The 12,709-nt window shown below is 73.5% G+C and carries 9 protein-coding genes; 2 read left to right on the top strand and 7 right to left on the bottom strand.

Annotated elements, in window-relative coordinates; all coding sequences use genetic code 11:
- Positions 1 to 20: 20 nt before the first annotated feature.
- The 7 genes from ACFYE3_RS02485 to ACFYE3_RS02455 all read right to left on the bottom strand — a co-directional run bounded on the left by ACFYE3_RS02485 (position 21) and on the right by ACFYE3_RS02455 (position 8,158).
- On the bottom strand, positions 21 to 1,679 hold the full coding sequence (locus ACFYE3_RS02485; RefSeq protein WP_387605165.1) for a DUF7059 domain-containing protein: 1,659 nt from the start codon (positions 1,677 to 1,679) through the stop codon (positions 21 to 23).
- A complete protein-coding gene (trhO, locus tag ACFYE3_RS02480) occupies positions 1,676 to 2,644 on the bottom strand; it encodes an oxygen-dependent tRNA uridine(34) hydroxylase TrhO (RefSeq protein ID WP_387605166.1) in 969 nt (322 codons plus the stop codon). Before trhO ends, ACFYE3_RS02485 begins: the two co-directional genes overlap by 4 nt.
- Positions 2,645 to 2,721: 77 nt before the next feature.
- On the bottom strand, positions 2,722 to 3,174 hold the full coding sequence (locus ACFYE3_RS02475) for a pyridoxamine 5'-phosphate oxidase family protein (protein WP_387605167.1): 453 nt from the start codon (positions 3,172 to 3,174) through the stop codon (positions 2,722 to 2,724).
- A gap of 140 nt (positions 3,175 to 3,314) precedes the next feature.
- The gene (locus tag ACFYE3_RS02470; RefSeq protein ID WP_387605168.1) at positions 3,315 to 4,718 is read right to left on the bottom strand and encodes an MFS transporter; all 1,404 of its coding nucleotides are present in this window, start codon (positions 4,716 to 4,718) and stop codon (positions 3,315 to 3,317) included.
- A gap of 283 nt (positions 4,719 to 5,001) precedes the next feature.
- Positions 5,002 to 6,243, bottom strand: coding sequence for a galactokinase (gene galK, locus ACFYE3_RS02465; protein ID WP_387605169.1), 1,242 nt, complete (start codon positions 6,241 to 6,243; stop codon positions 5,002 to 5,004).
- Positions 6,240 to 7,376, bottom strand: coding sequence for a galactose-1-phosphate uridylyltransferase (galT, locus tag ACFYE3_RS02460; protein ID WP_387605171.1), 1,137 nt, complete (start codon positions 7,374 to 7,376; stop codon positions 6,240 to 6,242). The genes galK and galT overlap by 4 nt, the downstream gene beginning before the upstream one ends.
- The gene (locus ACFYE3_RS02455) at positions 7,373 to 8,158 is read right to left on the bottom strand and encodes a DeoR/GlpR family DNA-binding transcription regulator (protein WP_387605172.1); all 786 of its coding nucleotides are present in this window, start codon (positions 8,156 to 8,158) and stop codon (positions 7,373 to 7,375) included. The genes galT and ACFYE3_RS02455 overlap by 4 nt, the downstream gene beginning before the upstream one ends.
- A gap of 265 nt (positions 8,159 to 8,423) precedes the next feature.
- On the opposite strand from ACFYE3_RS02455, the gene ACFYE3_RS02450 reads away from it, so the two are divergent.
- The gene (locus ACFYE3_RS02450; protein WP_387605173.1) at positions 8,424 to 10,223 is read left to right on the top strand and encodes a glycoside hydrolase family 13 protein; all 1,800 of its coding nucleotides are present in this window, start codon (positions 8,424 to 8,426) and stop codon (positions 10,221 to 10,223) included.
- A gap of 142 nt (positions 10,224 to 10,365) precedes the next feature.
- Positions 10,366 to 12,708, top strand: a complete 2,343-nt coding sequence (locus ACFYE3_RS02445; RefSeq protein ID WP_387605174.1) for a DEAD/DEAH box helicase — start codon at positions 10,366 to 10,368, stop codon at positions 12,706 to 12,708.
- Position 12,709: the final 1 nt, after the last annotated feature.

Below are 12,709 nucleotides of genomic sequence, written 5' to 3'. Positions count from 1 at the left end.
TCATCCGCCCACAACGCTGCTCAGGCGGGGGGCTGCACCGGCTCCTGGGGCACGAGGAAGCCGTCGAGCACGAGGTGGCGGACCTCCTCGGTCAGTCGCTGCCGCTCGTCGCCCGCCCAGTCCAGCAGGGCGGCGAGCGCCCCGAGGATCTGCCGGGCGCTCAGCTCGCCGTCGCAGGCCCCGGCGAAGCCCGCGGCCTCGCTCGAGAGCACCACGGTCCGGCGCAGCCCGGCCCCCTGCCGGAGCAGGATCACCCCGGGGTGCTCCGCGCCGGGGCGCTGGTGGCGCTCCTCGGTGACGTCCTCGGCGGCCACGAGCCGGGCCTCCGTCCAGTCCTGCGGGTGCGCCGCGAGCCAGTCGGCCCGTTCCCACGTGGCCGCGAGGGCGGGGGCGAGAGGCTGCTGGACCGGGTGGGGGACGTGCTCGAAGCGGCGGAGCACACCCCCGGGCCGGGTGCGGGCCGGGCGGCGGAGGCGGATCATCCCGAAGCCCACGGCCTCGACGCCGCGGGCGGCGAAGTCGTCGAGATAGGCGCGGTACGCGCGTTCGTAGTGGTCGAGGTCGCGGGACTCCGCCGCGTCCCGCAGCCACGTCTCGGCGTACTCCTCGGGGCCGGTCAGCTCGCGCTGGACGAACCACGCGTCGACGTCTTCGGGGACCCACTGCTCGGGCCGCATCGCCCAGCGCTCGGCGGCCGGCCGCGCGTCCCCTGGCGGCGGGGCCGGCACCTCCCAGTTGCCGAGCAGGTGGGCGGTGGCCCCGGGGGCCATGACCCCGGGCAGCTCCCGCACGAGGTCGGCCACGATCCGGTCCCCCGGCAGGCCGCCGTCCCGGTAGGTGTAGCGGTCCTGCGGGGTCTCGCCGGTGGGGCGCGGGGTGATGACGAACGGCGGGTTGGACACCACGAGGTCGAACTGCTCACCGCGCACCGGCTCCAGCAGGGAGCCCGCCCGCAGGCTCACGCGGTCCTCGAGCCGGTCGGGGTCGACGCCCAGGGCCTGGGCGTTGAGCAGCAGGTTGAACCGGGTGAAGCCCAGCGCCCGGTCCGAGACGTCGGTGGCGGTCACGTGCCCCGCGTGCGCGAGCAGGTGGAACGTCTGGATGCCGCACCCGGTCCCCAGGTCCAGCGCCCGCTCCGCCCGGCGGCGGTCGGTCGTCTGGGCCAGCGTCAGGGAGGCCTGCCCGATGCCCAGCACGTGGTCGCGGCGCAGCACGCCGGGGCGCTGGGACTCGCCCAGGTCGCTCGCCACGTACAGCTCCGTCCCGTCGTCGGAGGCGTGGGGGCGCAGGTCCACGGTGGAGCGCAGCCCGCCCGCCGTCTCCACGGCGAGGCCCAGGCCCACGAGCTGCTCCGGGCGCACCGCGGCGGGCTCGAGGGTCTGCACGGGGACGGTGCGGCCGAGCAGGAAGAGGGCGACGACCCCGGCGAGACCCCGGTCCGGGTGCCCGGGCGTGCGGAGGGCCGGCTCGAGCACCCGCAGGGCGGGCACCGCCTGGTCCCGCGCGAGCGCGTCCATGGCCGCCTCTCCCAGCAGCTCCGCCACGCGGTCGTGGGTGAAGCCCGTGCGGCGAAGGGCGTCGTGCAGCTCGGCCGGCGCCCGCGGGTCGTCGGAGACGGGGGTCCCCGGGACCCGGGAGAAGGCCGGTCCCCCGGAGGGACCGGGGGCGGCGGGGCTCATGCGGCGCTCGTCGGCACGGGCACGGGTGCCGGGGCGGGCCGGGAGGCGACCGGGGCGCCGTCGTCGACCGCCGGGCGCGGGGCGGCCCCGCACCCGGCGGGGCAGGTGAGCTGCGGGCGCTCCTCGTGGCAGGCCGGGCACGCGAGGACGAGGGCGCGGCAGGAGGCGTCCGCGCAGTTGACGAAGCGGTTCGCGGGGCCGGCGCACCGGTCGCAGCGCCCGATCGTGAGCGCGGCCGGGGTGAACCGAACGTGCATGCGCCGGTCGAAGACGTACAGGGAGCCCTCCCACAGCCCCCGGTCCCCGCGCTCGCGGCCGTACTCGGCGATGCCGCCGTCGAGCTGGTAGACCTCCTCGAAGCCGCGGTTGCGCATCAGCGCGGAGAGCACCTCGCAGCGGATCCCGCCGGTGCAGTAGGTGACCACGGGCCGGGTCTTGAGGTGGTCGTACTTCCCGGAGTCCAGCTCGGCCACGAAGTCGCGGGTGCGCGCCACGTCCGGGACCACGGCCCCGCGGAAGCGCCCGATCCGGGCCTCGTGGGCGTTGCGGCCGTCGAAGAACACGACGTCCTCGCCGCGGCGGGCCACGAGCTCGTCCACCGCGGCGGGGGCCAGTCGGGTGCCGCCGCCGACGACGCCGTGCTCGTCGACCTCGAGCTCCCCGGGCGCGCCGAAGGACACGAGCTCGTCCCGGACCTTGACCGACAGCCGTGGGAAGTCCTCGGCCGAGCCGTCCGACCACTTGAACACGGTGTCCCGGAACCCGGGATGGGAGCGGGTGGTCCGGGTGTACTGCTTGAGCGCCCCGACCTCACCGCCCACGGTGGCGTTGAGCCCGTGCGGGGAGACGATGATCCGCCCGCGCAGCCCCAGGCCCTCGCACAGGGCGCGCTGCCAGAGCATCACGGCCGTGGGGTCGGGGAGCGGGGTGAAGACGTAGTGCAGGACGATCCGGTGCTGTGCCACGGGTCCAGGCTACAAGTGCGGCGGGGCCTCCGGCGCCGCGCCGGCCGCCGGGCCGGGCCCCGGTGCGGGGCGCCGGGTCAGTGGCCCAGGTGGAACACGCGGCCGGTGACCTTCGTGGGGACCACCTCGACGTACTCGAGCTTGGTGGTCTCGACCCACGGCCGCAGCGGCAGCTCGTCCACCCGGGCGGTCTCCTCCGGGTCGGTCAGCTGGCGGGCCGCGCCGCGCACGATCACGGACCACGCCTCCCCGCCCTGCGCTTGGTCGACCTGCACGGCGACGTGCTCGTTGAGCACCAGGTGCAGCAGCTTGGTGCCCTTGGCCGTGCGGAAGCAGATCTTCTCGTCGTCGGCCACGAGGTTGATGGGGGTGATCTCGATCTCGTCGCCGTCCATGGTGGCGATCCGGCCGAAGCGCGCGCTGTAGAGGTGCTCCCAGCCCTGCTCCGGGGACAGCTCCGTGACCGGGGGCCGGTGCGCCCGGGCCTCCTTGTCGGGGTTGTGCCCGGAGATGTTCATGGGGTTGCTCATGCGGTCATTCTGGCACGCGGCCTTCGCGGACGTGACCCGTGTCATGTTCGTGACCGGAGGGGTCGGGGACGGGCGGACGCCCCGGTCGCGGTGACCGGGGCGTCCGCCCTCGTCTGCGCTCGTCCGCGCCCCCTGAGCGCTCAGCGATCGGCGGTCGTGTCCGCCCCCTGCAGCCTGTCGAGCTCGACCGCCTCGGTGCGGGTGGTGTGCAGGTCGTCGATCTGGCCCAGGGTCCTGTCCTTGGTCTCCTGGGCCGTCAGGGCGGCGAGCACGGCGATCAGGCAGGCACCGGTGACGAACCCGGCCACACCCAGCCAGTTGTCCCCCTCGGCCCCGGCCAGGGAGCTGGCCAGGACCGGGGCGAAGCCGCCGGAGACCGCGAAGCCGATCTGGGTGCCCAGGGCCAGCCCCGTCACGCGCACCCGGGTGGGGAACATCTCCGCGTAGAAGGAGGGCCAGATGCCGTTGGCCATGGAGTAGAAGAAGCCGGACATGATCGCGCCCAACAGGAAGATCAGCGCCCAGTTCCCGGCGTGCACGGCAGCCAGATAGGGGTACATCATGGCCGCCGCGCCGACCGCCCCGGTGATGAACACCGGCTTGCGCCCGACCCGGTCGGCGACCGTGGCCGCCACGGGGATCATGAGCAGGGCCACGGCGTTGGCCAGGACGGAGACCCACAGCATGGTCGAACGGTCGAGGCCCACCACGGAGGTGGCGAAGGACAGCGACCACACCAGGAAGACCACGTTGACGGTGTTGATCATCGCGGCCGCGGCCACGCGCAGCACCGCGGTCTTGTGGTACTTGACCATCAGGGCCAGCGGGGTGGCCGGCTTCTCGCCGGGCAGCACGGCCCTGGCCTGCTCGAAGGCGGGCGGCTCCTCCAGGTGGCGGCGGATGAGATAGGCCACGACCACCACGACGGCGGAGAGCCAGAACGGGACCCGCCAGCCCCAGCTGAACAGCTGCTCCTCGGTGAGCACGAGCGTGAAGGGGATGAAGACGGCGGTGGCGAGCAGGGTGCCGAACTGGGTGCCCTGCAGCGTCCAGCTCGTGGTGAAAGCCCGCCGCTCCTCCTCGGAGTGCTCCAGGGAGACCGAGATCGCGCTGGCCTGCTCGCCGGAGGCCGACAGTCCCTGGATGACACGGCAGGTCACGAGCAGGGCGGGGGCCAGCAGACCGGCCTGGTCGTAGGTCGGCAGGCAGCCGACGGCGAACGTGCCGGCACCCATCATGAACAGGGTCAGCATCAGCACGAACTTGCGTCCGAAGCGATCACCGAGGGGACCCATGATCAGGGCCCCCAGGGGCCGGACGACATAGGCGACGCCCACGGTGCCCATCGACAGCAGGATCGCCACCCCGGGGGACGTGTCCGCCGGGAAGAACAGGTGGTTGAGCACCAGAGCGGCGGCCGTGCCGTAGACGGCGAAGTCGTAGTACTCCAGCGCGGAGCCGATCCAGCTGGCCAGGGCCGCCTTCTTCGGGGTCTTGCCGTGGTGGGTCGCGACCGTACCGGCCGGTGGAGGAGAGGAGTTCATGGGAGGTCCTTCGCTGAGTGCCCCCGGACGGCGGGGAGCACGGGACGTGGGCGGAGCGGGAGAGAGCGGCGGCGGCCGGTGGACAGGATCGAGAAGCCACTGACCGACACCGTCATTGCCACATCATGGCAATCGTTTTTGTATCTTGAACACCAGGATGATCCAGATCACAGGGCGCGTCAAGAGCGCGGACGGTGATGACGTCGGAACCGGACCCTTGCGGGCCGGGCACGGGGAGCACCTCCGCAGCGCCGGCGGTCTCCTCCTGCCGGAGCCGAGCGCCTCAGCGCACCCGGCCGGCGCCCTCTCCCGGGACCACGACGAAGACCTCAGGCGCCCGGTGTCCCGCGCTCGCGAAGGCCTCCGCGACGGCGGTCCGGACCTGTTCCGCCTGCCCCGCGGGCACGAGCGCGATCGCGGAGCCGCCGAAGCCGCCGCCGGTCATCCGCGCCCCGACCGCCCCGGCGGCCAGGGCCGCGCCGACGGCGAGGTCGAGCTCGGGGCACGAGACCTCGTAGTCGTCCCGCAGCGAGACGTGGGAGGCGACCAGCAGCTCACCGATGCCCCGGACGTCCCCGGCCCGCAGCCGTTCGACGGTCTCCAGGACCCGGCGGTTCTCGCCGAGGACGTGCCGGACCCGGCGGGCGGTCTCGTCGTCCAGTGCCGTGAGGTCGGCCTGCTCCGGGACGTCGCGCAGAGAGGCCGCCCCGAGGGCGACGGCCCCGCGCTCACAGGAGGCGCGCCGGGCGCCGTAGCCGCCGTCGGCGTGGGAGTGGGCGACACCCGTGTCGACCACCAGCACCGTCAGCCCGTGCTGGGCCACCGGGAGGGGCACGAGTTCGGACTCCAGGGTCCGGCAGTCCAGGAACAGCGCCGCCCCGCTCCGGCCCATCAGCGAGGCCGACTGGTCCATGATGCCGGTGGGTGCGCCGACGAAGTCGTTCTCCGCCTGCTGGGTCAGCCTCGCCATGGCCGGCCGGTCCAGGTCCAGGTCGAGCAGGTCGTCGAGCGCCACGATCGTGGCGACCTCCACGGCGTGGGAGGAGGACAGGCCCGCCCCCACGGGGACGGTCGAGTCCAGCAGCAGCTCGAACCCCGGCACCTCCACCCCGTCGAGGCCGGCCAGCACGTGCACCACGCCCGCCGGATAGGCTCCCCACCCGGACACCGCTCCCGGCACCAGGTCGGAGATCCGGAACCGGGCCCGCGCGGGGCCCGAGTCGTCCGGGGCCCAGGTGGAGGCCAGGTCGACGACGTCGTGCCCGGCAGCTGCCGCGTCCCCGTCGTGTCCCGCCGCGTCCGCCCGGCGCAGCCGGACCGCGACCATCGCCGCACGGTCGATGGCGAAGGGCAGCACGAAGCCGTCGTTGTAGTCGGTGTGCTCCCCGATGAGGTTCACCCGCCCCGGGGCCCGCCACACCCCGTCCGGGGCGTGTCCGTAGACCTCGGCGAACCGGCGGGAGAGCTCCTCGGCCCGGGTGTCGTCGTCGTGCCCTGCCTGCTGAGCGCTCTGCTGGTGGGTCATCGGGCGGCCTCCCTCAGGCGTGCGGCGGTCTGCTCGGCGGTGACGTCGTTGATGAACGCCCCCATGGCGGCCTCGGAGCCGGCCAGGAACTTCAGCTTGTCCTCCGCGCGCCGCGGGCTGGTCAGCTGCAGGTGCAGCCGGCCGGCCTCGCGGTCCGCCGCACTCACGGGGGTCTGGTGCCAGGCGGCGATGTAGGGCGTCGGCGTGGCGTAGAGCCGGTCCACGCGCTGGACCAGGTCCTGGTACACCACGGCCAGCTCGTCCCGCTCCACTCCGGTGAGGGCGGCCAGGTCCGGGACCTGACGGTGCGGGACCAGGTGGACCTCGAGCGGCCAGCGCGCGGCGTAGGGGACGTAGGCCGAGAAGTGCTCGCCCGTGATCACCATGCGGTCCCCGGAGGCGGTCTCGTCGGCCAGGACCTCACCCATCAGCGCCCGTCCCGTGCCCTCGAGGTGCGCCCTCGAGCGAGCCGCGAGCCGCGCCGCGTGCGGAGCGGGGTAGGGATAGGCGTAGATCTGCCCGTGCGGGTGGTGCAGCGTCACGCCGATCTGCTCCCCCCGGTTCTCGAACGGGAAGACGTGCCGGATCCCTGCCATCCGCGACAGCACCTCGGTGCGCTGGGCCCAGGCCTCCACCACGGTGCGTGCCCGCTCGGCGGGCAGGGACGCGAAGGAGCCCTGGTGCTCCGGGGTGAACACCACCACCTCGCACCGGCCCACCGCCGGTGACGGGGCGCCCCACAGGGAGCGCTCCCCCACCTGCTGCGGGTCCGGCAGCTCGGCCAGCGCCGGGCCCAGCGAGGGGAAGCGGTTCTCGAAGACGACGACGTCGAAGTCCTCCGTGGGGATCTCCGACTCCCGTCCGCCCACGCTCGGGCACAGCGGGCACTGGTCGGCCGGGGGCAGGTAGGTGCGCGCCTGCCGGTGGGCGGCCACCGCCACCCACTCCCCCGTCAGCCGGTCGAAGCGCACCTCCCCACCACCGGAGCGGGCGTCCAGGGGCCGGCGGTCCACGACGTGCTCCACGGGCGGGGTGCCGCGGTCGCCGAAGAACACGGCCTCCCGTCCGTCGGCGAGGTGGTGGGTCCGGTGCGCGATGGCCCCGGCACGGTCGGTGGGCAGCGGCGATGTCATCGGACGGGCTCCAGTCGCAGATCGGGGATGTGTCGGCTCAAGGTCTCGCGGTCCGCCGCGCCCAGGCCGTCGTCGCTCACGACGGAGTCGACCTCGTCGAGACCGGCGATGCGATACAGGCCGGACAGGCCCCACTTGGTGGAGTCGGCCAGCACCACGCTGCGGTCGCAGCGTTCCAGGAAGAGGCGGTTGATCTCGGCCTCCATCATGTTCGGGGTGGTCAGTCCGTGCCGTTCGCTGATCCCGTGGACGCCCAGGAAGCACACGTCCACGTGCAGGGTGCGCAGGGCGGCCGTGGCCAGCGGGCCCACCAGGGCGTCGGACGGGGTGCGGACGCCGCCGGTGAGGACCACGGTCTGGCCCGCGGCCGGCGCGTCCTGGAGCACGTCGGCGATGCGGGGGGAGTTCGTCACCACCGTGATGCCGGAGACGCGGCGCAGGGCGCGGGCCAGCGCGAAGGTGGTGGTCCCGGAGTTCAGGGAGACGGACATCCCCGGCTCCACCATGGCCTCGGCCGCCGCGGCGATCGCCGCCTTCTCCGGAAGCTGCAACTCCGACTTGTGCGGAAAGCCGGGCTCGGCGGCGGAGGACCCCACCGGCAGCCTCGCCCCGCCGTGCACCTTCTGCAGCTCCCCGTCCCGGGCCAGCCGGTCCAGGTCCCGGCGCACCGTCATGTCGGACACGCCCAGCTCGGCGACCAGGTCGGCGACCCGCACGGCACCGGCCGCGCGCACGCGGTCGAGGATCTCCCGCCGCCGGCGGTCCGGGAGCATCTCGGTCATCGGTTCTCCTGAGTGGTCGAGCGGCCCGTGCGGGCCGGTGGCTCGGGGCATGTGGACCCGCACCACCCGCATGATGTTCAATTGAACACAATTTATGTGTAATGGTGTTGATTATATCCACGTCAGCGATGTCACCACAGTGCGCCCGTCACGCAGACTGGTCGGGTATCGAGACGGGCCGCACCTGGGCGACGACACTGCCATCCCGGCGTGCCGTCGCCTGCCGTGGGCCGGTCGTCCGCGGAGTCACCCGAGGAGCAGTCGAATGAGCACCGAGCACCAGCAGCAGCACACCACCGCCCAGCGCTCCGGCACCGGCAGCGGCACCGGGGACGCCCCCGCGTGGTGGACCGACGCGGTCGTCTACCAGATCTATCCCCGGTCCTTCGCCGACTCCGACGGCGACGGGATCGGCGACCTCGGCGGCATCATCGCCCACCTGGACCACCTGCAGGACCTGGGCGTGGACGTGCTCTGGCTCTCCCCCGTCTACCGGTCCCCGCAGGACGACAACGGCTACGACATCAGCGACTACCAGGACATCGACCCGGCCTTCGGCACCCTCGAGCAGTTCGACGAGCTGCTCGCCGCGGTGCACGGACGCGGCATGAAGCTGGTGATGGACCTCGTGGTCAACCACACCTCCGACGAGCACCCCTGGTTCGTGGAGTCCCGCTCCTCCCCGGACTCCCCGAAACGGGACTGGTACTGGTGGCGGGCCCCGCGCAAGGGCATGGAGCCCGGCGCCCCGGGCGCGGAGCCCACGAACTGGCAGAGCTTCTTCTCCGGCTCGACCTGGGAGCTCGACGAGGCCTCGGGCGAGTACTACCTGCACCTGTTCTCCCGCAAGCAGCCGGACCTCAACTGGGAGAACCCCGAGGTGCGCCAGGCGGTGTACGCGATGATGCGCTGGTGGCTGGACCGCGGGGTGGACGGCTTCCGCATGGACGTCATCAACATGATCAGCAAGGACGTCGCCGGAGACGGCCACCTGCACGACGGGCCGCCGGTGGACGGGACGCCCTGGGGCGACGGGTCGGCGTCCTACCTCTGCGGTCCCCGGATCCACGAGTTCCTCCAGGAGATGCACCGCGAGGTCTTCGCCGGCCGGGACGCCGAGCTCATCACGGTGGGCGAGATGCCGGGGGTGACCGTGGAGGAGGCGGTGCTGTTCACCGATCCGGCCCGGGCCGAGGTGGACATGGTCTTCCAGTTCGAGCACGTGGGCCTCGACCACGGCCCCGGGGGGAAGTTCGACCCGAAGCCGCTGCGGCTGACCGATCTGAAGGCCTCGCTGGGCCGCTGGCAGGAGGGCCTGGAGGAGGTCGGCTGGAACTCCCTGTACTGGAACAACCACGACCAGCCCCGGGCGGTCTCGCGCTTCGGAGACGACTCCCCCGCCCACCGGGTGGCCTCGGCCACGTGCCTGGCCACTCTGCTGCACCTGCACCGCGGCACCCCGTACGTGTACCAGGGCGAGGAGCTGGGCATGACCAACGCCCCGTTCGAGACGATCGAGGACTTCCGCGACATCGAGTCGGTCAACCACTACCGCCACGCCGTGGCCGCCGGCGCCGAGCCCGCCACCGTGCTCGAGGGGCTGCGCTGGACCGGGCGGGACAACGCCCGCACCCCGGTCCAGTGGACCGGCGGAGAGAACGCCGGGTTCACCACCGGCACCGCGTGGATCGCGGTCAACCCGAACCACGAGGTGGTCAACGCCGAGGCCGCCCGGGCCGACGAGCACTCGGTGTTCCACCACTACCGCCGCCTCATCGCGCTGCGGCACACCGAGCCCGTCGTCGCCCTGGGCGACTTCACCATGCTGGTCCCCCACCACGAACAGGTCTACGCCTTCACCCGGCGGCTCGGCGAGGTGGAGCTGCTGGTGGTGTGCAACGTCTCGGGTGAGGAGGTGGGTGTCGACCTGCGGGACGCCGCCGCCTGGGCCGGCACGGAGGTGCTGCTCGGCAACCTGTCCGGCGGCCCTGCGGACGTCACCGTCCTGGCCCCCTGGGAGGCGCGCGTGCACCGGCGGGTCCGGGGCGCCGCGGGACAGAGCTGACACGGCAGGACCGGACTGAGGAGCAGGGTCGGTGTGCCGGGCCGGCACACCGGTCCGGCCCCGTCCGCGGCCGGCGTGCCCCGCCGTCCCGGCGCTCCCTCCGCGGGTGGGGGCGCCGGGGCCGCGGTGGCACAATGAACCGGTGCCGTCCTCCGACCACGACTCCCTGATCCCCCTGCTCGGCCGCGGCGACGCGCCGGAGCAGGTGCGGCACGTCCGGGAGATCCCCGACCGGGACGCCGTGACGGCGCCGTGGCCCGAGCACCTGCACCCGGACGTGGTCGCGGCCTACGAGCGGCTCGGCGTGCACGCGCCGTACCTGCACCAGGTCCAGGCGGTGCTGGCCCCCCGGCACGTGGTAGTCGCCACGGGGACCGCGTCGGGGAAGTCCCTGGCCTACCAGGCGCCCGTGGCCGACGCCGTGCACCGTGGCCGGCTCGCGGCGCTGGCGAACCCGGGCATGATCCATCACCCGGACGAGGCCACGGCCCTCTATCTCTCCCCCACCAAGGCCCTCGCCGCCGACCAGCTCAAGGGCCTGGACGCGCTCGGCCTGCCGACCCTGCGCGCCGCCACCTACGACGGAGACACCGACCCCGCGGAGCGCCGGTGGGTCCGGGACCACGCCGACGTGGTGCTGTGCAACCCGGACATGCTGCACTACGGGGTGCTGCCCAACCACGCACGGTGGTCCCGCTTCTTCCGCCGCCTGAAGTACGTCGTGGTGGACGAGGCCCACTCCTACCGGGGCGTCTTCGGCTCGCACGTGGCCAACCTCATGCGGCGGCTGCGCCGGATCTGCCGTCTCTACGGTGCGGATCCCGTCTTCATCGGGGCGTCCGCGACCTCCTTCGAGCCGCACTCCTCCTTCGCCCGCCTCGTCGGCGTCCCCGAGGCGGAGGTGACGCCGGTGACCACGGACTTCTCCCCGCACGGGCCGGTCACGGTGGTGCTCTGGGAGCCGGAGCAGACGGACGGTGGCGGCGAGAACGACGCCCCCGTGCGCCGCACGGCCCTGGCCGAGACCGCCGACATGCTCACGGACCTGGTGCTCCGCCAGGTCCGCACCATCGCGTTCATCAAGTCCCGCCGCGGCGCGGAGACGATCGCCCAGATCGCCCACCGCCAGCTGGAGGAGGTCGACCCCTCGCTGGCCCACCGGGTGGCGGCCTACCGCTCCGGGTTCCTCCCCGAGGAGCGCCGGGAGCTCGAGGAGGCGCTGCGGGACGGGCGGCTGCTGGGGATCGCCAGCACGTCCGCGCTCGAGCTCGGCATCGACGTGGCCGGGCTGGACGCCGTGGTCGTGGCGGGATGGCCCGGCACCCGGGCGTCCTTCTTCCAGCAGATCGGCCGGGCCGGCCGGGCCGGGCAGGAGGCCCTGGCGGCCTTCGTGGCCGGCGACGACCCCCTCGACACGTACCTCGTGAACCACCCGGAGGCGATCTTCGACGTGGACGTCGAGGCCACGGTCTTCGACCCCTCGAACCCCTACGTGCTGGCCCCGCACCTGTGCGCGGCCGCGGCGGAGCAGCCGCTGCGCGCGGAGGAGATCGACAGCTTCGGGCCCACGGCCGCGGAGGTGCTCGGCTCGCTCGTGGCGAGCGGGCACCTGCGCCGCCGGCCGGCCGGCTGGTTCTGGACGCACCCCCAGTCCGCGGCGGGGATGGTGTCGCTGCGCTCGGACGGCGGCGGACCGATCCGGATCATCGAGACGGACACCGGCGCGGTGCTGGGCACGATGGACTCCCCCCAGTCCCACTACCAGGCCCACCCCGGGGCCGTGTACGTGCACCAGGGCCGGACCTACATCGTGGACGAGCTCGACGAGGCGGGGTCGGTCGCCGCCGTGACGCGGGCGCACCCCGACTTCTACACCACCGCGCGGGACATCACGCAGGTGAGCGTGGTCGCCGAGGAGCGCTCGGAGCGGTGGGGACCGGTGACCGTCCACTTCGGCCAGGTGCAGGTCACCACGAAGGTGGTCTCGTTCCAGCGCAAGGCCGTGATCTCCAACGAGGTGCTGGGCGAGGAGCCCCTCGACCTCGGGGCCCGGGACCTGTTCACGAAGTCCGTCTGGTTCACCGTCCCGGGCCCCGTGCTGACCGGCGCGGGGATCGAGGAGCCCGACGTCCCCGGGGCGCTGCACGCGGCCGAGCACGCCGCGATCGGACTGCTGCCGCTCGTGGCCTCGTGCGACCGCTGGGACGTGGGCGGGCTCTCGACCGCGCTGCACGCCGACACGGAGCTGCCCACGGTCTTCGTCTACGACGGCCACCCCGGCGGCGCGGGGTTCGCGGAGCGCGGCTACGCCACGGCGGTCGCGTGGCTGGGCGCCACCCGTGAGGCCATCTCCTCGTGCGAGTGCGAGCACGGGTGCCCGTCCTGCGTGCAGTCGCCCAAGTGCGGCAACCGCAACAACCCGCTGGACAAGGGCGGCGCGGTGCGGCTGATCGACGCCGTGCTGCACGAGGCCCCCCGCCCCTGAT

The organism is Kocuria arenosa (assembly GCF_042879215.1).
GTDB classification, from domain to species: domain Bacteria; phylum Actinomycetota; class Actinomycetes; order Actinomycetales; family Micrococcaceae; genus Kocuria; species Kocuria arenosa.
The sequence above is the reverse complement of the archived record's forward strand: the minus strand, read 5'-3'. Positions and strand labels throughout refer to the sequence as shown.

Bases quoted from the DNA above. Each gene is read 5' to 3' on its own strand.
- ACFYE3_RS02485 (WP_387605165.1), bottom strand. From the start codon at position 1,679: ATGAGCCCCGCCGCCCCCGGTCCCTCCGGGGGACCGGCCTTCTCCCGG.
- ACFYE3_RS02475 (WP_387605167.1), bottom strand. From the start codon at position 3,174: ATGAGCAACCCCATGAACATCTCCGGGCACAACCCCGACAAGGAGGCC.
- ACFYE3_RS02470 (WP_387605168.1), bottom strand. From the start codon at position 4,718: ATGAACTCCTCTCCTCCACCGGCCGGTACGGTCGCGACCCACCACGGC.
- galK (WP_387605169.1), bottom strand. From the start codon at position 6,243: ATGACCCACCAGCAGAGCGCTCAGCAGGCAGGGCACGACGACGACACC.
- galT (WP_387605171.1), bottom strand. From the start codon at position 7,376: ATGACATCGCCGCTGCCCACCGACCGTGCCGGGGCCATCGCGCACCGG.
- ACFYE3_RS02455 (WP_387605172.1), bottom strand. From the start codon at position 8,158: ATGACCGAGATGCTCCCGGACCGCCGGCGGCGGGAGATCCTCGACCGC.
- ACFYE3_RS02450 (WP_387605173.1), top strand. From the start codon at position 8,424: ATGAGCACCGAGCACCAGCAGCAGCACACCACCGCCCAGCGCTCCGGC.